An 18,556-nucleotide genomic window follows, 5' to 3' on the forward strand; every position below is an offset into this window, starting at 1 on the left:
GACTGCCGTTTCGGGAGGCAGAATAAACAATCCCGAAAGAGCTTTAAATTTGTTTAGGGGGCTTTCGGCCGCTTGTGAAAGCCGCCGTTTGCCGGGCGGGTCGGTATCGGTCCCAAGCGATATCGGCTCCGCTTTTTTGGTAAACTGCCAGCGGTCCGGCAGTCGGAGTGGAGGGCCGCGTCATAATTATCAAGGTTCGCACCGCCCACTTGCGAAAGCCGGCGTTGCGGGGAACGGACTGCTGGAGCGGTCCGTTCTGTCGTTAACGGGGGGGCTCGGTTCGTGCGGTGGTGCGGGGTTACTGTCGTTTTGCGGAGCCGGAGGTTGCGTGTCGCCGTTTGTCGGGATCGGCCTTGCGTGCGCGGTGATCTCTTTCGTGTGTCGGGGTCGCGGCTCGCGCGGTCTCGTCCCGCTGCCGGCTGAGGCGTCGGTAGAGGAGGTACATGGCCCGTCCCGTGATGAGCCCGACGGCTGTTCCGAGCAGCAGGTCGATGGGGAAGTGCTTGGCGAGGTAGATTCGGGAGTAGCAGATGAGCAGCGCGCAGAGGATCATGAGAACGGTGAACCACCGGCGGCGGACGATCGGTGCGGAGAGGGCCGCGAGGGCGGCGATCACGGCCGCATGGGACGAGACGGTGCCGTAGAGGCCCGCCACGGCGCCCGCCGGGACGTGTACGGCCCAGTCGCCGGCGACGGCGGCGCGCCGGAGGGCGATCAGCGAGTCGGCCGGGATGGAGAGCCCTTCGAGCGAGGGGGTGAACATCGGCCGCAGACGGGGCGGGAAGTCGGCCCAGAGGTGTTTGAGCACGCCGGAGTGTTTGAAGATGCCGGCGAACATGTCCGCCAGTACGAGGGCCGCGGCCAGACAGCCCGCGAAGAGCAGCAGGTTGCGCCAGCCGCCGCGCCGGTAGACGAGCCAGAGGATCAGGGCGTAGAGGGGCAGCCACAGGAGCGTGCCCGAGACGACGGTCATCGCACGGTCCGTGAGCGGGCCGCCGTCGAAGTTGAGGGCCATGAAGAGCCCGTGGTCGCAGTCGTAATTCATGTCGGGGTCAGAATTGGAAATAGATGAAAGGTTGGATGTCCGACGACTTGATCTGCATCACGCACCAGATCATCCCAGCGGCGAGCAGGACCTGCACGACCGTCGGCGAGGCGGCGACGATGCGCTGGGCCGTGCGGTCGGCCGAGGCGGGGAGCATGTGCAGCGCGTAGCCCGCACCCATCAGCAGGAAGACGCTCAGGTAGCCCTTTAGGACCTGCGGCGCGACCGCGAGGTTGAAATTGCTGAAGATCTGGTGGAGCATCAGCGAGACGGTCTGCATCGACTCGGCGCGGAACATCAGCCACCCGAAGCAGACGAGGTTGAACGTGAAGAAGATGCCCGCGATGCGCCAGCCCCACGACATTTCGGCTCCGGTGGCCTTCGCGCGGGGCACGAACTTCAGCCAGAGCTTGTGCAGGGCGAGCGCCGCGCCGTGGAGCGCACCCCAGAGGACGAAGCGCACGGCGGCGCCGTGCCACAGGCCGCCCAGAAGCATCGTGATGAGGAGGTTGATGTAGGTGCGCACGCGCCCCTTGCGGTTGCCGCCCAGAGGGATGTAGAGGTAGTCGCGCAGCCACGTCGAAAGCGAAATGTGCCATCGGCGCCAGAACTCGGTGATGGTGGCTGCCTTGTAGGGCGAGTCGAAGTTCTTGGGGAAGCGGAAGCCCAGCAGGAGGGCGATGCCGATGGCCATGTCCGAGTAGCCCGAGAAGTCGCAGTAGATCTGCAGGGCGTAGCCGTAGATGCCCGCGAGGCATTCGAAGCCGGAGTAGAGCAGCGGTTCGTCGAAGATGCGGTCGACGAAGTTCAGCGAGATGTAGTCCGAGACGATCGCTTTCTTGAAGAGACCCGTGAGGATCAGGAAGACCCCCGTGCCGAACATTTCGCGCGAGACATGGAGCGGACGGCGTATCTGGGGAATGAAGTCCTTGGCCCGCACGATGGGGCCGGCCACGAGCTGCGGGAAGAACGAGAGGTAGAAGAGGTAGTCCGTCCAGCGGTCGAGCGGACGCAGCTGGCGGCGGTAGATGTCGATCGTGTAGCTCAGCGATTGGAAGACGAAGAACGAGATGCCCACGGGCAGGAAGATGTTGCGGAACTGTAGGAAACCTTCGCCGAAGAGCCGGTTCGAAATGTCGATCAGGAAGTTGGTGTACTTGAAATAACCCAGCATTCCGATATTCACCGCGATGCTCAGCACGACCCAGCTCCGGCGGAGCCACGGCCGCCGCGTGCGGTAGAGTGCCCGCGCGATCCAATAGTCGCTCGCGGCGGCGAAGACCAGCAGCAGGAAGTAGACGCCGCTTGACTTGTAGTAGAAATAGAGCGAGAAGAGGATGACGTAAATGATCCGCACCGACGTGCTGCGCCGGAGCAGGGCGTAGAAAAGGAGAAACCCCGCGAACAGGAAGAGAAACAGTCCGCTGTTGAAGATCAGCGGTTGGTGGGTGTCGTAGACCAACAACCCGAGTGCCTTGTCCAGTATCTCCGCCGCCGATGCCATCCTCGTCGTCTCATTTTATCGCCACGGGCGCCATCAGCCGTTCGCGCACCGCCTGCCGGAGGCTGTCGGCCACGCACTGCGACCGCTCCTCGCGCAGGCGTCTCTCTTCGCGTTCGTGCGCCGAGCGTCGCACGCCGTCGTGGAGGGCGTCGGCCAGCGCCCGCGCCACCTCTCGACCGCCGGCGAAGTTGATATGCGTATAGTCTTTGCCGGCCCAGCCGTTCGCCACGAACCGCTCCATGCCGCCCATCGCGCCCATGGCCGCCGCCGTGTCCCAGAAAGCCGCTCCCTGCGCCGCAGCGGCTCCCCGCTGGCAGGCGATCATGTAGGGGATGGCGTCCATCGGTTCGAAGCCCCTGTCGGTGCGGACCGAGCGGTCGCTCACGCCCATCACGAGCACCGCCGCCGAGGGGAAGCACTGGCGGACGTAGGCGATCATCTTGACGATCTGCGCCCCGTAGTTGGCATAGTTGCGGATGCCCTGCTGCATGATGTTGAGTCCGTATTGCAGCACGACGAGGTCGTAGCCGATCATCGCCTGCGCCTGTGCGTTGAGCGCCGGATTCGTGCGGAAGAGGGCCTGCCCGTTGTTGCTGCGGACCGAGTAGTTGTCCACGCCGGCTCCCGCGGTGCCGAGCAGGGCGCCGTAGCCGACAACGCCCGGCGCGCCCTCCGCCACGCGGAACGAGAGCGAATGGATCGGACCGCCCGAAACGGCGATCTGACGCAGGACGTCGGCTCCGCGGACCGTGAAAGTCCTGTGCAGGGTATCGTTTATGCCGACCTCCACGCGGCTGTCGCCGCGGCTGAGGAAGAGGATGCGCGCCCCTTCGCAGGGGTCGAGCCGGCGGCGTGCGTCGGTCCCCTCCCAGCGGGTCTGGGCTCCGTTTTCGGGGCGGCAGACCCAGCCCGAAACGAAGAAGTCGCTGCGCAGGGGCCGGGGCGTCGTTTTGTACTGCATGATGTTGTAGGGGGTCCATCCCTTCGCCGAGGTCCGGACCGTGCGGCGGAAACCCGTGAGCGGCGAGGCCATCGGTGCGAAACCCGTGCCGGAGCCTCCGTAGGTCTCTTGCAGCGTTTCGCGCAGATCGGCCGTGAGGATGTCGCCTTCGATGAACGAGTCGCCCAGCACGGCGATCCGGACGGGCCGGCCGTCGAGCAGTTTGTCGTAGAGGGCTTGCAGCGGACTGCTGCCGGTGGTGTCGAAGTCCTCGATGGGCTGGAGGACGTCTGCGGGGGGCAGGTTGTTCGCGCACACGGGATGCAACGTCGTGTCGGCCGTTCCGATCGTCCATTCGAAGGTCGTCTGCACGGGGGCGAACAGCGTGTCGGCCGGGCTTTCCGTCGGCTCCGGCGGGGCGGCTGCGGAATGTCGGGCCAACTGTTCGGCCACTTTTTCGAGGTCTATGCGGAACTCCTCTTCGTCGAGCGGGACTTGCGAGGCGGCAGGCGCGGCCTCCTCGTCTCCGAAATCGATGAGATCCGAGAGGATGTTGGCGCGTCTGAGCGAGACTCCGCCCACGCTGCGGGGAGGGATGAGGCTCACGCAGACGAGCACCGCGATCAGCGCCGCCGCCGCGAGCCAGCTCCGGTGGGTGTAGTCCTTCCCGTCGTACATCAGTCGCGGCGCCCCAGAATCAGGAAGACGTAATAGAGCAGCGAGGCGATGGCGCTGAGTGCGGCCACCAGATAGGTGCGGGCCGCCCAGCCGAGGGCCTCCTTAGCCTGTGCGAGCTGTTCGCCCTGAATCGTGCGGCTCGATTCGAGCCATACGAGTGCGCGCGACGAAGCGTTGTATTCGACCGGAAGGGTGATGAGCGAGAAGAGCGCCGACATGGCGATCATGCCCACGCCGATCCAGCAGAGCAGTTCGTTCTGCGTCGTGGCGAGGATGCCCAGTCCGATGAGGATCACCCACGTGGCCATCCGCGACGAGAACATCACCACGGGCACCAGTTGCGAGCGCATCACCAGCGGAGCATAGCCCTGTGCGTGCTGTACGGCATGCCCGCACTCGTGGGCCGCGACCGCCGCGGCCGCCACGCTGTTCGACGAGTAGACGGCGTCGCTCAGATTGACGGTCATCGTCTTGGGATCGAAGTGGTCGGTGAGCTGTCCGGGGACATGGGTAACCTTGACGTTGTGGATGCGGTTGTCGCGCAGCATCTTCTCGGCGACCTCGGCACCCGTGAGGCCGCCTGCGAAGGGAATTTTCGAGTACTTTCTGAAGACCGACTGCAAGCGGGCCTGCACGCCGAATCCGATGATTCCGATCAGGATGATGAGCACGAACATGCCCAGCGTAGCAGCCGAATAGTGAGCCGCCTGCTGGGAGGCGGAGGTGTAGTGGCCGGCCTGAAGCAGGACGGCGAAAAGCGGTAATGTCATAATAGTCGTTTTGTGTTCGTTTTTTCTTCGGTGAAAATCCGTTTTCCGAGGGATTTTCCCTGCAATACGGAAGCCATTTCCGCGCGGACCGTGCCCGTTGCCGGGCCTTCGGCGCCGGAGGCTGCGGCCTTTATTTCTTCCGGTGCGTATAATAGGCTCCGGCCTGTTGGGCGGGCATCAGCACGATGTCGTTGACATTCATGTGGGCCGGCAACTGCACGATCCACGCGATCGCCTCGGCGACGTCCGCGCCCGTGAGCGGCGTAACGCCGTCGTAGGTCTTGTCCGCCCGGGCGCTGTCGCCGTGGAAGCGCACGAGCGAGAATTCGGTCTCGACCATGCCGGGGCGGATTTCGCTCACCTTGATGCCGCTGGCCAGCAGATCGGCGCGCATGGCCTGCGAGATGGCGTGCACGGCGTGTTTCGACGCGCAATAGACGGCACCGTTCTCGTAGGGCTCCGTGCCGGCGATGGAGCCGATGTTGACGATGTGCCCCGCGCCTGCCGCGACCATCTTTTCGGAGACGATCCGCGTTACGTAGAGCAGTCCCTTGACGTTGGTGTCGATCATGGCGTCCCAATCGGCGGTGTCGCCGCAGTCGATATGCTCCAGCCCGGCGGCCAGTCCGGCGTTGTTGACCAGCAGATCCACACGCTCCAGCGGCCCGAGATGCCGCCGGCATTCGGCTTCGCTGCGCACGTCGAAGAGGAGCGTCGTGCAGCGCCCTCCGCTCCCTTCGATTCCGGCTTTCAGTTCCGCGAGCCTCTCCGCGCGTCGGCCCGTGGCCGTGATGTCGTATCCCAGCCCTGCGAGCCGGAGCGCCGTGGCGCGTCCGATGCCCGAGGTGGCTCCCGTGATCAATGCCTGTTTTCTCATCATACTATGCTTTTGCAGTTTACGATGCATTCGTGTGTGCTTCGAGCGCCGCACCGGTATCCCCGCAGCCGGCGGTTTCGTCCGCGGCTTTCGCCGCACCGACTCCGGAGCTCCGACCGGGCCGGACGCCGCGCGTCGGACCGTGTCGCGGAGGTTGTCGCAAGCCGGCAGGCGGATGTGTGTCATCGTGCTCGCAAAAATAACGTTTTTCCCGGAAAACGGAAAAATTCGGCTCCATATTATTTCGCACGCATCTGTTTGGTGGCTTCGATGGCACGAAAACCGAAAAAAATGCGTTACTTTGTATCCGGTTCCGTCCGAAACGGACCCCGTTTGCCGCGTGAATCTCGAATATTTCATAGCCCGCCGCACCGCCCGCACCTCCGACGGCCGCCGTCGGGGGGTGATGGTGCGTATCGCCGTGCTCTCCGTGGCGCTGAGCGTCGCGGCGATGATTCTCGCGCTGGCCGTCGTCATGGGATTCAAGCGTGAGGTCGCACGTCTGATGACGGGTTTCACGGCGCATGTGGAGATCACCGACCTGCGCGGCGCCGATGCCGTGGCGTCGGTGCCCGTTCGCCGGAGCGAACCGCTCGAACGGGCGGTCCGGTCGGTCGACGGAGTCGACGGAATGTGGCCCTATGCGGTGAAGGAGGGGATCGTCCGGACGGCCGACGCCGTGCAGGGCGTGATGCTCAAGGGGGTGGACGACACGTACGACTGGAGCTTTTTCGCGGAGTGTCTGACCGAGGGGGCGCTGCCCCGCGTGGCGGACTCGGTGCGGACCAAGGAGGTGCTGGTTTCGCGCCTTCTGGCCCGTCGGCTCGGGCTGGGGACGGGCGACAAGGTCGAAATGCTTTTCGTCGATCCCGACGATGCGCCCCGCCGCGACCGGTTCCGGATCTCGGGCCTTTACAGTTCGGGCATGGATGAGATGGACGGCGCCGTCGTGCTCACCGATCTGCGCAACGTACAGCGTTTGTGGGGCTGGGCGCCCGACGAGGTTTCGGGCTACGGAGTCGATGCGGTCCGCTTTGAGGATGCGGAGCCGCTGGCCGGGCGTCTGTCGCACCTGCTGCTCTACGATGCTCCTGACGACGGACAGAACCTCGTTGCGACCGGTGTCGGCGAGTCGTATCCCAATATTTTCGACTGGCTGAAGGCGCACGACGTCAATGCCGCGGTGGTGATCGCCGTGATGCTCGCGGTCGCTTTTTTCAACATGGCTACGGCACTGATGATCCTCGTGCTCGAACGCACGCGCATGATCGGCCTGCTGAAGGCGATGGGCATGCGCGACGGAGCCGTGCGGCGCATCTTTCTCTGGCGGGCCGCCTTCATCGCCCTGCGCGGCCTCGCATGGGGCAATGTCGCGGGGCTCGGGCTGTGTTTCGTGCAATGCCGTTTCCACTTGCTGAAACTCGATTCGGAGGCTTATCTGCTCTCCGAAGTCCCCGTGTCGCTGGGATGGGGCTGGTGGCTGCTGCTCAACGGAGGTGCGGCGGCTGCGATCGTATTGCTGCTGACGATTCCTGCGCGGGTCGTTTCGACGGTCAAACCGAGTGAAACCATACGTTACGAACGATGAAACCTTATAATACGGAACAAACCAAAAAGGAGGAGGTGCGCGAGATGTTCGACCGCATCGCTCCGACCTACGACATGCTGAACCATACGCTGTCGCTGAATATCGACCGCCTGTGGCGCCGCCGCGTCGTGCGTCTGGTGCGGCGTTTCGCACCGCGGCGCATTCTCGACGTGGCCACCGGTACGGGCGATCTGGCGATCGCCATGGCCCGCCGCATCCGCGGTACGCAGGTGCTGGGAGTCGATCTCTCGGAGGGCATGCTCGACATCGCCCGCCGTAAGGTCGCGGAAGCGGGGCTCGACGGACGGGTCGTGCTCGACACGGGCGACGCCGAGCGGCTGTTCGTTTCGGACAGCGCGGTGGACGTGGCGACGGTCGCTTTCGGCGTCCGCAACTTCGGAGACCTCGATGCGGGGCTGAGGGATATCGCCCGGACGCTCCGCGAGGGCGGACGGATCGTGATCCTCGAATTTTCCACACCCCGCAATCCGCTGGCGCGGGCTTTCTACGGCTTCTGGAACCGCCGCGTGCTGCCCCGCGTGGGCGGTATGGTCTCCCGCGACCGGAAAGCTTACGAGTATCTGCCCGAGTCGATCGGCGAGTTTCCTGCGCCGGAACGGTTTCTGGAGATGATGTCCCGTGCAGGCTTCCGCAACTGCAAGGCCCGCAGTCAAAGTTTCGGAATCGCGCATATATATGTAGGTGAAAAATGAGCAGACGACTTTCAACCCTCCTGTTTGCGGCTTTTTCGCTCCTCGTCGCACTGAGTTTTTCGTCGTGCCGCCGAGCCGCCGAGAAGGCCCGCCGCAGTATCCGGATCGAAGGCGTGGAGCGGATCGAACGCCATGCTTTGTCGGGCATCGACCTCACCGTGCGCATTCATAACGGTTCCCGATACAAGCTGCTCCTCCACGAAGCCGAATTGGAAGTTTGGTATGACGGAACGCTCGTGGGAGGCGTCCGCCTCCGCGAAGGGGTCGAAGTGCCGCGCCGGACGACTCAGAGCCTAACCACGCGCTGGAAGCTGAGCATCGACGATCCGTTGGGGCTCTATGCCCTCTTGCGCAGGCTGCGCTGCGGCGACTTCTCGCAGATCGAGGTCGGATTCCGCGTGAAGGGCAGGGGAGGTCCTGCGGGAGTGAATATTCGGAAGGAACGGATGCCTTTGCCGGATTTTCTTCGTATCTTTGGTGCCGATACGGACGATCTGAAAACTTATTTCGACCTATGATGCGTGCTTTTTCGATCTTCTTTGCGCTTGTTCTGACATTTGGCGCGTCGGAACTCTCCGCCCAATCTCTTCCCGCGTTTCGGGAACATCTGGCCGAACCGCTCGCGAGGGCGACCGGATACGGAACCTCCGCCGTTACGGTCGCGGAGCACGGCGATGCGGCGGATGCCGTGGCCGAGGCTGCGCAGGAGAATCTCCGGCTGCGCTTCAAAGGTTACCGCGTCTGCATCTTTTTCGATAACGGACAGGATGCCCGAGCCGGAGCGGAGGCCGCGCGCGAACTCTTCGCTTCGACCTATCCGTCGACGAAGGTTTATATCTCCTACAACGCGCCCTATTTCACCGTTACGGCGGGCGACTGCGTTACGGCCGAAGAGGCCATTATCCTGATGGGACGTATCCGGACGACTTTCCCCAAGGCTTTCCCCCGGAGCGAAGAGCTGACCGTTGCGGACCTCGTGAACTAAAAAAGGGACTTTTCGAAAAATATCCGTTTTTTTCTTGCATATCCGCACCGAATCGGTATCTTTGCGGCGATGATAAATGTTTAATTCTAAATTGTTGAAACGATGAAAAAGATTTTGTCTTTCGTAGTTGTTCTGGCCGCTGCGACGATGGTCGGCTGCTGCGGCAATGCGACGAAAAAGGCTGCCGCTGAAGCCGAAGCTGCCCCCGTTGCGACCGAGGCTGCCGCCTGTTGCAACGAAAAGTCCGACAACTGCAACAACGATTGCGGCGCGTGCGATTCGTCGGCCGCCTGCTGCGCCGAGCAGGCTCAGTCCGAGACCGAGGTGAAATAACCGTCCGGGACACGTGAAAACGGAATCCTTCACCGAGGGATTCCGTTTTTTTCGTTATTTTTGTCCTATGAAAAATTTCGCCGCTATCGATTTCGAAACCGCGAACCGCGAACGGACGAGCGTCTGTTCGGTCGGTTTGGTGGTCGTGCGCGACGGTGCGGTTGTCGATACGGCTTATCGGCTGATCCACCCGAGGCCGGATTATTACAGTAGGTTCTGCACGCTCGTTCACGGTATGACGGCTGCCGATACGGCCGATGCACCCGATTTCCCGGATGTGTGGGCCGGAATTGCGCCCTTGATCGCTGATCTGCCGCTGGTGGCCCACAACTCGCCTTTCGACGAGGGGTGTCTGCGAGCGTGCTTCCGCTTGTTCGGCATGCCGTGGCCCGACTACCGGTTCTATTGCACTTGCAGGGCTTCGCGTCGGGTGTTCGGAAAGCAGCTTCCCAATCACCGGCTTCAGACGGTTTCCGAGGCTTGCGGTTTTCGGCTCGACAACCACCATCATGCCTTGGCCGATGCGGAAGCTTGTGCGCACATCGCCTTGAAAATTCTGTAAGACGGACCGTCGCCTGCACGGCGGTTCGCCGTAATTGCCGGTTTTGCGTTTTTTTATGTCATACGCGGGAGTATCGTTGCAACTGCTTTGTTGTAAATATTTTATTTTACCCCCCCCCCTCGGTTTCAGACCGCTCTGCAACCCCTCGACGGGCCGTTTATTTCCGGAAGCTATGATATGCGGAAACCGTAGGAAGTGTTGTTTGTCCGGAAAAATTGGTTAATTTTGATTCCGTAAAACGGTCGGAATTCACCGTTGCGCATTCCGGTTCTGCCTTACAGGATAGTGCGCATCGGTCTTTAGCGGGAGTTTGCGTCTGTTTTACATGCAGTGCCGTCATGCTGTCGCATATGTCTCCGGAGTATAAGACAGACATGACGGCATTTATTATTATATATAGGTATAGGTCTTGTTCGGTATTATTTCGAGGTCCCGTTTTCCGGCCTCATGGTTTCAAAGTGTTACCGGAACAAATAAATTTTTCGTCGAAAATGCGGATATGTGCTTATTTATCCGTAATTTTGCGCCCGTTATTGGATTTGGTCGGGGCTCACTCAACCGGTTTTGCGGCTTGCTGGCTCGCCGGAAATCATTCGGGGATTTTCCGCAAAGTGCAGTTCGGAGCGCAAATACCGTTTTCCACGCAGGTTCGTGCCGTGGAATGATCACATATACAGCGAGGAATGCGATTGTAACAATTTTTCGGTCAATTGCAATAAATTGTTGCCGGAAACCCAGTTGCTCCTTATCTTTTTGCGCTAATTTTTAGGTTATTCGTTAAAATCTTAAAATTTTTCTGCTAAATTATTTGTTACTTTACCTGTTGATGCCTATATTTGTTAACTAAACTTTTATTTTTATACTTAAATAGTGCTGATTTATGGTTAAAAAACTTTTACTGACTTTAGTCGCTTTAGCCGGCTTCGCAACATTGGCATCGGCTCAGATGCGTCTTCCTAACGTGAAGATCGAGAATGAGAAAGGCGAATTGATTCAGACCTCTTCCCTGCTCGATGCGAAGACCCCCATGATCATTTCGTTCTGGTCCACGACCTGCAAACCGTGCATCCGCGAGCTCAACGCGATCAACGATCAATTCGTGGATTGGCAGGATCAGGCTGATTTCCGCGTGATCGCCGTGTCGATCGACGACAGCCGTTCGGCTTCGAAAGCCAAGGCTATGGCCAGCGGTTTCGGATGGTCCGACTTCACGGTTCTTTACGATAAAAACCAAGATCTCAAACGCGCCATGAATGTCAACCTCGTGCCGCAGGTTTTCGTAGTGGATGCCGACGGTAAGGTCGTTTATTCTCATACGGGCTATAATCCGGGAGGAGAAGCGGAATTGCTGAAGGAGATAATTAAACTCAAGAAATAACACGAACCCATGAAATTCACCAAACTGATTCCGTTCGTCGTTTTCACGCTCGTCGCCGGTGCAGGTACCGCACAGGCGCAGGAGGGGGAGGCCGAAGAACGCGATAAAAAAGGATTCCTCACTGGCAGCTTCGAGACCAATAATATTTATTTCGTCAAGGAAGATATCGAAGTACCCGGCCAGAAAACGCCCGACGATCGTTTCGGTTCGAACAACTATCTGAAGGTCGATTATATCCGCAGCAAATTTTCGGCTGGCGTTCAGCTCGAAAGCTATTTGCCTGTCATTCAGGACTACCCTGCGGAATTTACCGGCACGAAGTTGACGAATATTTATGCGTCGTGGGTCGATGACTCGTTCTCGATCACGGCCGGTTCGTTTTACGAACAGTTCGGCAGCGGCCTTTTGTTCCGAGCGTGGGAAGATCGTGCGCTGGGTATCAACAACTCCCTGATGGGGGCGCGTTTTACTTATAATTATAAGAACTACGTCGCTCTCAAGGCGATCTGGGGTACGCCCCGTTTCGGCATGGAGTACGATACCGGCGTTCAGTTCCGCGGTTTGGATCTGAGTCTCAACATCTCGGAGATGTACGGCGCCAAGAAGTCGACCTTGCTGCTCGAAGGTTCCGTTCTGAATCACTATCAGAGTGTTCCGCAGAGCTACGAGAACGGGATGTCTCCGAATGTAACGGGGTGGTCCGCTCGCGTGAACTACGAAAACGGCGGGTTCATGGCCAAAGCCGAATATGTGGATAACGGTACGAACTATTTCCCCAATACGGAGATGAGCAGCGAGGATCCCCGCGAGTTCGTCGGCAAACGCGGCAACGCGCAGCTCCTCGAATTGGGATACAGCAACAACGGTCTCGGTATTTTCCTCACCGGCCGCCGCTTCGAGTGGATGTATTCCAAGTTCGACCGTACGTCGTCGAGCGCTGCCAACGTGTATAATTATCTGCCGGCGGTAACGATGCAGTATACGTATCTGCTTACGAACCTGCATCCTTATACGCCGCTGACGCAGGACAGCCGAAACGGCGAGATCGGCGGTCAGGCGGATATTTATTACAATGTAAAGCGCGGAACGTGGCTCGGGGGCAGACGCGGTCTGAAGCTGCATGCCAATTTCTCGACCTATTATTCGCTTGCAGGCAAGGGCAATGCGCGTGCCGACAAGCTGATGTTCCGCGATTTCAGCGCGGATATCGAGAAACAGTGGACCCGTGCATTCAAGATGAATCTGCTTTATTCGATGCAGGAGCGCAATACGGATTACGGTGCGACCGCCAAAACCGAGTTGGCTCATATCGTCGTGGGCGACTTCCTCTACAAATTCACGCCGAGGTTCTCGCTGCGTCTCGAATTGCAGTATTTGACCTCCAAGGAGGGGGATAAAGACTGGATGGCCGGATTGCTCGAAGCTTCGTTCGCCCCCAAGTGGAGCATCTTCGTCAGCGACATGTACAACCACGGCAACGACGCGGAAGCCAACCGCCTGCACTATTACAGCGGCGGCGTCAGCTTCGCACATTCGCATACGCGCCTGTCGCTCAGCTACGGACGTAACCGCGCCGGTTATGTCTGCTCGGGCGGTGTGTGCCGAATCATTTCGGCTTACACGGGTGCCAATTTTGCGATGACGATTTCGTTCTAAGGTTGAATTCCGCGGTCATGCAGTATTTTAGGTCGGATTACGTTTATGAGTCGTAAGGACAATCGAAATATTGCGTAACCGGACAGAACGAAACAAAGTAACACCAATTTTTAATACACGAAAATGAAAAAATTCTTTTTTGCAGTCGCTCTTTTTGCAGGCGCATCGACGGCTTTCGTCGCATGCAGCGGAAGCGATGACGAACCTAAGCCGAGTCTCGATGATATCAAAGAGATCGAACTGACGGTCGACAAGAATGCCATCGAGGCGAACGGCGAGGATGTCGTGAATTTCACGGTTACATCCGATACGGGCGTGAACCTCAATGACAAAGCCGTTATTCTGATCCCCGGTGAGGAGATTACTTTCCTCGATGAGATGTACTACACTTCCACCGTCAACGAGACGGTTACCTTCCAGGCCCGCTACAACGGCATCTATTCCAACGAGGTTACCGTGGAGGTGAAGAACCGGAGCAAATACGAGAAGTATTTCCGCCGTGTTCTGATTTCGCAGCTCACCGGTACGTGGTGCGTGAACTGTCCGGGCATGACGCGCTCGCTGAAGCTCGTGTCGGAGCAGTTCCCCGATCGGATCGAGATTCTGGCCATGCACGGTTCCAGTTCTCAGGGAACGGATCCTTATGCGATCCCGCAGACCGAAGAGATGTTCAGCCAGTTCCCCGACCTGCGGGGGTATCCTTCGGCAGTCATCGACATGCGCCAGAAGTCTGTGGATGCTACCACCTCGTCGTTGGTGCGTGCGATCAACAAGTCGCTGTTGGAATATCCGGCTACATGCGGCGTGAAAATCGCGTCGACCTATAACAAGGATACTAAGAAGGTGGATGCGAAAGTTACCGTGGCCGCCGAAGCGACGAACAAGTACGCTTTGGGTCTCGCCGTTGTGGTTGACGGACTCGAATACACGCAGACCGGAGCGGAAAACGATCCCGATTACCTTCATAACAATGTGGTGATCGCCATCAACAATCTCCGCGGAGAATTTATCGGCGACGGGGTAATCAATGCCGGCGAAGAGGTTTCGCATACCTTCACGATCGACATGAGTACGACGAAATACAACATCGAGGACATGCGTGTCGTGGCTTTCATTCTGGCTCAGAGCGGGGATGCGTACTATGTGAATAACTCCGCAAGCTGCAAGCTCGACGGCGGTTCGATCGATTACACTTATAACGAGTAATAGATGTCATGAAAAAACTTCTGAATATTTTTGTCGCTCTTTCGTTTATCATCGGATCGGCGGGATGCTCCGGCTCGGACGGAGGGGAGAGTCCCGTGAACGACGGTAAACTGACGCTTCAGGCGGATAAAACCGCTATCATTGCGAACGGAGCCGACAAGGTTACGTTTCAGGTGATGCTGGGGGGCGAAGATATTACCTCGAACGCAAGCGCCCGGCTCTATCTGGTGGAGCGCGACGGAAAAGCCGTCAGCGAGAAACAGGCGTCCATGCAGTTCGCTTCGACCGTCGTCGGCACTTATGTTTTCGAAGCCCGCTACGAAGGCAGCACGCGACTGGTTTCCGACAACAAGGTTACGGTTACGGTCAGCGCCAACAACGAAGAAGAGGTCTTCTATCGGAAGGTTTTCACTCAGTACTTCACTTCGACGGGATGCCATAACTGCCCCAATATGAACAAGGCGCTGAAGAGTTTGAGTCAGGAATATCAGGACCGTATGGTCATCGGTGCGTTCCATATGAACTACAGCGCGGTGATGGATCCGATGGCAATAGATGTTACCACGAGCTACATGATCGACGTGCTGTATACGAGCGGTTTGCCCGGCTGCTTCCTCGATCTTCGGTCCGATACGAACTGTTACAGTCTGACGCCCGAAAAGACGACGATGGAAAACATCGACCGCATGTTGGCGGATTATCCGGCCGCGTGCGGCGTCAAGATCGATTCGAAGCATGATGCGGCCAAGGGTACGATCACTGTGAAATTTACGGTGAAGGCTTCCGTAACCAATGAGTACCGCATCCTGCCCTTCCTCGTCGAAGACGGGATCGTGGCGGATCAGGACGGCGGTTCGTCCGATTACGTACACGACAACGTCGTGCGCGCTGCCGGGGCCGCCTCGCTGGTGGGCGATCGTCTGAATACGATCGAGAAAGACGCGGAAGCGACCAAGAGCTACACGTTCAACGTGCAGAACGGTTGGAACACCGACAACATGCGTGTCGTGGTCTGCGTGCTCAATTCGTCCAACGGCGTCGACTTCTACGGCAACAATGCGGCCACCTGCGGGATCGACGAATCTATCGACTACCTTTATAACGAATAAAGAACTATGAAACGGATTATAAACCTACTTACGACCTGTGCGCTGGCCTTCCCTGTCTTCATGGCGGTCGGATGTTCGGGGAACAGCGGGGAAGAGGAGCCTGTCGGGAACGAGGTCAGCTTGGAGGCGAGCAAGACGAGTGTCGTCGCCAACGGCAACGATCAGGTAACGTTCACCGTCAAATCGAACGGCAAGGATGTTACTGCGTCTGCGAAGATCAGCTGCACGGACCCGAGCGGCGAGGAGAAGGAACTCGAAAATGCGACGTTCTCGACGAAGACCGCCGGCGACTACACCTTTGCGGCGACGTACGATTCCCGGACGTCGAAAACCGTGAAGGTTACGGCTGTGGAGGAGAAGTATTTCCGCAGAGTGTGCGTGATGGATATTACGGGTACGTGGTGCACGAACTGCCCGGCTGCCGGACAGACGCTCGAAATGCTGGCGCAGAACCGCCCCGACCGGATGGTTATCCTCGCGGTCCATGGCGACGGTCCTGCCGAGAAGGACCCGATGACGACGCCCGTGATGGATATGCTCGATAAGATGTTCACGATCTCGGGCTTTCCCTCGGTCGTGGTCGATCTGCGCGAATCGATCGACAATGCGGGTCTTTCGAGCGGTGTCATCGACGCTTACGACCTGTCGCGCGAGGAGTATCCGGCTACCTGCGGCCTGCGGGTGGAGAGCAGCTACAACGAGTCGACCGGCAAGATCGACATTACGGTAGGCATCACCTCCAATACGGGCGGAGAGTACCGGCTCGCTGCGATCATCCTCGAAGACGGTATCACGGCCAAGCAGATTCAGGACGGCTACGAGAAACCCGATTTCAAACACTTCAATGTGGTCCGCAAGCTGCTCTCGTCCAATTTGGTCGGCGATTCGGCAGGTACTCTTGAGGCCGACAAGGAGAAGACGATGGAATTTTCCACCGAAGTGGATTCGGAATGGGTGGTCGACAATCTGCGCGTGGCGGTTTATGCGACCGACAGCAGCGGATCTATCAACAATATCGTGGAGTGCAAAGCCAAAAACGGCTCCTGCGACTATAAGTACAACGAATAATTACTAACTTTCTTTATTACATTCTTAACCTATTTCACTATGAAAAAATTTCTCAGATGGTTACCCGCTCTGCTGCTCTTTTCGGCAGTGAGCGTAGCTTGTTCGGACGATCCGGATAATCCTACTCCAGAGCCCGATCCCAACCCTACACCGGGGACGAAGGTTGAAGCCCAGACTACGGAGGGCGCCGACATTACTCTGGTAGCGACGTCTACGGATAAGATCGAGTGGCAGGTTACTCCGCATTCGGAGTGCTTGAGCTATCGTGTGGAATTCAAGATGCGTGCCCGTTTCGCCGAGGACTATCGTATGGCTTTGAGAACGGAGCCCGATATGTCCTACGAAGAATATACGAAGGTCCGTATGTTCGCAACGGACGGTACGGGTGCCGGTGCATGGAAGGGTGCGGTCGACGGTGTGGGCGAACCGCGCGATTTCTCTACGGACATGACGATCTTCCAAGGCGTCATGATTCCCGATGCCGAATATCAGATCATGGTGTGGGGATGCCGGACCGACGACGGCAACAACCCGGCCGAGTATACGGAGATGACAGTAAAGACCAACTCGGCCGGCGAGCTGATCGGCAATCCGGAGGTAACCCTGTCGGTGATAACCAACACCCGTTATACGCAGGTTACTTACACGCCTAACGAAGACTGCGCCGGATTCTTCTGGTGGGAGCTGGCGCGAGCCGACTTCGACGAGTTCTTCGAAAGCGGAGGTACCGAAAAGGAATTTATGGATATCGCCTGCTCGTATGTGCTGGACTATGCTACGGAAAAGGTGGTAAATGTCCGCGACCTGCTGGCATGGGGAGATAAGGATACGCGGTCTACGGCAGTCGCTATCGCCATGGACGGCAACCTGACGCGCAACCCGACTATTTTCTATGCCCATTATGACCTGAAGGAACCCGATCCGAATGTGGCGCCAGCGAAATATTCGTGCGAATTCGTGAAGTGCTCGTCGATGATGCTGCGTTTCGATGTTACGTTCGAGAGCGAAACTACGAAGTGGGTTTACTATTGCCTGAATCCGAGCGGCGGTCAGTTGCCCAACAACGAATACGATCTGGTGCTGAACGGCGGCTGGATGGTATCCAAAGACGATCCTTATCAGTGGCAGTATGTGGAACCCGATACCGATTACAGCATTTTCATAACTGCTACGAATACCGATGAGCAGGTATTGAAAATGGAGGAGCTCGGTCTCTGCCAAACCAAGCCGATCGGCACGTTCGACCAGCCGAAGGATCTGATGAAATGGGAGAAAGTCGATGGAAACGATAAGACGAAGTTCCGCATCAACTTCTATCCGGACGAGGAGCAGATCGCCTGCTATTTCTTCATGACGCTCGAAAAAGGTATGTGCTATCCCGATCCGGTTACGGGCGGGATGACCGACATCGACCTGACGGATCCCGCCAACGTCGAGACGATGCGTATGTACATGATCCAGCATGCCAATATAAATACTCCGCTGGCCGGTAAGGCAGAGGCATACTTCACCTATACCGCATGCGAGCCGGATACGGACTATGTAACGTTCGTACTTGCCGAGACATGGGACGGCAACTTCGTGGATGTCCAGTATATGAATGTCAGAACCGCCCCCAACGATGGCGGTGAGGACCCGAAGGTAGAGTTCGGCGAGGATGCGGTGGATAAAGACAACATGAGGTGGAGCGTAGAGTTCATTCCCAACGAGGATGTATACTCGATGCGTTACTTGGTTTGCACCGAAGATGATGCTTCGGCGCGTATCGACGACCTCGAGTCGGCTACCGATGAGGAGAAACTGATGGCTTGGACCGAGTACGTTATGGGCGAAGCCGCTATGACGAACTACGGTGTAACCACGACTTCGGAAGGTAAGATTACGGACGACATGCTGGCCCTCGCTATCGGTATCGGCAAGAATCACGAGACCGGCAAAGACGTGGTCAGCGATCTGGCCGTGATGCGTCTGAACTACGACACCATGGAATCCGAGGTGCTCACGCTCGGGCAGGAGGCCCAGAAGGCGATCGCCAAAGCCGTTGCCGAGCGCTTCGAGGCTGAGAAAACCGCTCGTGTCGCTGCGAAGCCCCTGCCGGGTTACGGAGGTGCTCATGTGCGTATCCGCAACTAAGTGATCGATGA

17 protein-coding genes are annotated in these 18,556 nt (G+C 58.4%); 12 read left to right on the top strand and 5 right to left on the bottom strand.

Annotation, left to right across the window (positions count from 1 at the left end):
* Positions 1-298: 298 nt before the first annotated feature.
* The 5 genes from BN3659_RS08510 to BN3659_RS08530 form a co-directional block, all read right to left on the bottom strand.
* Complete coding sequence (locus BN3659_RS08510) at positions 299-1,045, bottom strand: phosphatase PAP2 family protein (RefSeq protein ID WP_091536202.1); 747 nt, start codon at positions 1,043-1,045, stop codon at positions 299-301.
* A gap of 7 nt (positions 1,046-1,052) precedes the next feature.
* Positions 1,053-2,549, bottom strand: coding sequence for an MBOAT family O-acyltransferase (locus BN3659_RS08515; RefSeq protein WP_091536204.1), 1,497 nt, complete (start codon positions 2,547-2,549; stop codon positions 1,053-1,055).
* A gap of 10 nt (positions 2,550-2,559) precedes the next feature.
* Positions 2,560-4,167, bottom strand: coding sequence for an SGNH/GDSL hydrolase family protein (locus BN3659_RS08520; protein WP_091536206.1), 1,608 nt, complete (start codon positions 4,165-4,167; stop codon positions 2,560-2,562).
* On the bottom strand, positions 4,167-4,937 hold the full coding sequence (locus BN3659_RS08525; protein ID WP_091536208.1) for a zinc metallopeptidase: 771 nt from the start codon (positions 4,935-4,937) through the stop codon (positions 4,167-4,169). Before BN3659_RS08525 ends, BN3659_RS08520 begins: the two co-directional genes overlap by 1 nt.
* Before the next feature lie 130 nt (positions 4,938-5,067).
* Positions 5,068-5,814, bottom strand: a complete 747-nt coding sequence (locus BN3659_RS08530) for an SDR family NAD(P)-dependent oxidoreductase (protein ID WP_091536266.1) — start codon at positions 5,812-5,814, stop codon at positions 5,068-5,070.
* 301 nt (positions 5,815-6,115) lie between these two features.
* Between BN3659_RS08530 and BN3659_RS08540 the strand changes: the two genes are divergently transcribed.
* The 12 genes from BN3659_RS08540 (at position 6,116) to BN3659_RS08595 (ending at position 18,545) form a co-directional block, all read left to right on the top strand.
* Entirely contained in the window at positions 6,116-7,402 is a 1,287-nt protein-coding gene (locus BN3659_RS08540) for an ABC transporter permease (protein WP_224757873.1), read from the top strand.
* Positions 7,399-8,115 (top strand): bifunctional demethylmenaquinone methyltransferase/2-methoxy-6-polyprenyl-1,4-benzoquinol methylase UbiE, encoded by a 717-nt coding sequence (gene ubiE / locus BN3659_RS08545; protein ID WP_091536211.1) that lies wholly within the window; start codon positions 7,399-7,401, stop codon positions 8,113-8,115. The genes BN3659_RS08540 and ubiE overlap by 4 nt, the downstream gene beginning before the upstream one ends.
* Complete coding sequence (locus BN3659_RS08550) at positions 8,112-8,633, top strand: hypothetical protein (protein WP_091536213.1); 522 nt, start codon at positions 8,112-8,114, stop codon at positions 8,631-8,633. The genes ubiE and BN3659_RS08550 overlap by 4 nt, the downstream gene beginning before the upstream one ends.
* On the top strand, positions 8,630-9,100 hold the full coding sequence (locus BN3659_RS08555; protein WP_224757872.1) for a hypothetical protein: 471 nt from the start codon (positions 8,630-8,632) through the stop codon (positions 9,098-9,100). Before BN3659_RS08550 ends, BN3659_RS08555 begins: the two co-directional genes overlap by 4 nt.
* Positions 9,101-9,202: 102 nt before the next feature.
* Positions 9,203-9,433 carry a hypothetical protein gene (locus BN3659_RS08560; RefSeq protein WP_091536214.1) on the top strand — a complete coding sequence of 77 codons (231 nt, stop codon included), beginning with the start codon at positions 9,203-9,205 and terminating at the stop codon, positions 9,431-9,433.
* 67 nt (positions 9,434-9,500) lie between these two features.
* Positions 9,501-9,995: a 3'-5' exonuclease gene (locus BN3659_RS08565; protein WP_091536271.1), complete on the top strand. Its 495-nt coding sequence runs from the start codon at positions 9,501-9,503 to the stop codon at positions 9,993-9,995.
* Positions 9,996-10,941: 946 nt separating this feature from the next.
* A complete protein-coding gene (locus BN3659_RS08570; protein WP_410488793.1) occupies positions 10,942-11,373 on the top strand; it encodes a TlpA family protein disulfide reductase in 432 nt (143 codons plus the stop codon).
* Positions 11,374-11,382: 9 nt separating this feature from the next.
* On the top strand, positions 11,383-13,029 hold the full coding sequence (locus BN3659_RS08575; protein ID WP_091536218.1) for a DUF6029 family protein: 1,647 nt from the start codon (positions 11,383-11,385) through the stop codon (positions 13,027-13,029).
* Between the two features lie 123 nt (positions 13,030-13,152).
* On the top strand, positions 13,153-14,235 hold the full coding sequence (locus tag BN3659_RS08580) for an Omp28-related outer membrane protein (protein ID WP_091536219.1): 1,083 nt from the start codon (positions 13,153-13,155) through the stop codon (positions 14,233-14,235).
* An 8-nt stretch (positions 14,236-14,243) separates the two neighbouring features.
* Positions 14,244-15,344, top strand: coding sequence for an Omp28-related outer membrane protein (locus BN3659_RS08585; RefSeq protein WP_091536221.1), 1,101 nt, complete (start codon positions 14,244-14,246; stop codon positions 15,342-15,344).
* A gap of 6 nt (positions 15,345-15,350) precedes the next feature.
* On the top strand, positions 15,351-16,412 hold the full coding sequence (locus tag BN3659_RS08590; protein ID WP_091536223.1) for an Omp28-related outer membrane protein: 1,062 nt from the start codon (positions 15,351-15,353) through the stop codon (positions 16,410-16,412).
* Between the two features lie 39 nt (positions 16,413-16,451).
* Positions 16,452-18,545, top strand: a complete 2,094-nt coding sequence (locus tag BN3659_RS08595) for a hypothetical protein (RefSeq protein ID WP_141682543.1) — start codon at positions 16,452-16,454, stop codon at positions 18,543-18,545.
* Positions 18,546-18,556 lie beyond the last annotated feature (11 nt).

The organism is Alistipes sp. CHKCI003, assembly GCF_900021155.1.
Classification (GTDB): domain Bacteria; phylum Bacteroidota; class Bacteroidia; order Bacteroidales; family Rikenellaceae; genus Alistipes; species Alistipes excrementavium.

Bases quoted from the DNA above. Each gene is read 5' to 3' on its own strand.
- BN3659_RS08510 (WP_091536202.1), bottom strand. From the start codon at position 1,045: ATGAATTACGACTGCGACCACGGGCTCTTCATGGCCCTCAACTTCGAC.
- BN3659_RS08515 (WP_091536204.1), bottom strand. From the start codon at position 2,549: ATGGCATCGGCGGCGGAGATACTGGACAAGGCACTCGGGTTGTTGGTC.
- BN3659_RS08520 (WP_091536206.1), bottom strand. From the start codon at position 4,167: ATGTACGACGGGAAGGACTACACCCACCGGAGCTGGCTCGCGGCGGCG.
- BN3659_RS08525 (WP_091536208.1), bottom strand. From the start codon at position 4,937: ATGACATTACCGCTTTTCGCCGTCCTGCTTCAGGCCGGCCACTACACC.
- BN3659_RS08530 (WP_091536266.1), bottom strand. From the start codon at position 5,814: ATGAGAAAACAGGCATTGATCACGGGAGCCACCTCGGGCATCGGACGC.
- ubiE (WP_091536211.1), top strand. From the start codon at position 7,399: ATGAAACCTTATAATACGGAACAAACCAAAAAGGAGGAGGTGCGCGAG.
- BN3659_RS08550 (WP_091536213.1), top strand. From the start codon at position 8,112: ATGAGCAGACGACTTTCAACCCTCCTGTTTGCGGCTTTTTCGCTCCTC.
- BN3659_RS08555 (WP_224757872.1), top strand. From the start codon at position 8,630: ATGATGCGTGCTTTTTCGATCTTCTTTGCGCTTGTTCTGACATTTGGC.
- BN3659_RS08560 (WP_091536214.1), top strand. From the start codon at position 9,203: ATGAAAAAGATTTTGTCTTTCGTAGTTGTTCTGGCCGCTGCGACGATG.
- BN3659_RS08565 (WP_091536271.1), top strand. From the start codon at position 9,501: ATGAAAAATTTCGCCGCTATCGATTTCGAAACCGCGAACCGCGAACGG.
- BN3659_RS08570 (WP_410488793.1), top strand. From the start codon at position 10,942: ATGCGTCTTCCTAACGTGAAGATCGAGAATGAGAAAGGCGAATTGATT.
- BN3659_RS08575 (WP_091536218.1), top strand. From the start codon at position 11,383: ATGAAATTCACCAAACTGATTCCGTTCGTCGTTTTCACGCTCGTCGCC.
- BN3659_RS08580 (WP_091536219.1), top strand. From the start codon at position 13,153: ATGAAAAAATTCTTTTTTGCAGTCGCTCTTTTTGCAGGCGCATCGACG.
- BN3659_RS08585 (WP_091536221.1), top strand. From the start codon at position 14,244: ATGAAAAAACTTCTGAATATTTTTGTCGCTCTTTCGTTTATCATCGGA.
- BN3659_RS08590 (WP_091536223.1), top strand. From the start codon at position 15,351: ATGAAACGGATTATAAACCTACTTACGACCTGTGCGCTGGCCTTCCCT.
- BN3659_RS08595 (WP_141682543.1), top strand. From the start codon at position 16,452: ATGAAAAAATTTCTCAGATGGTTACCCGCTCTGCTGCTCTTTTCGGCA.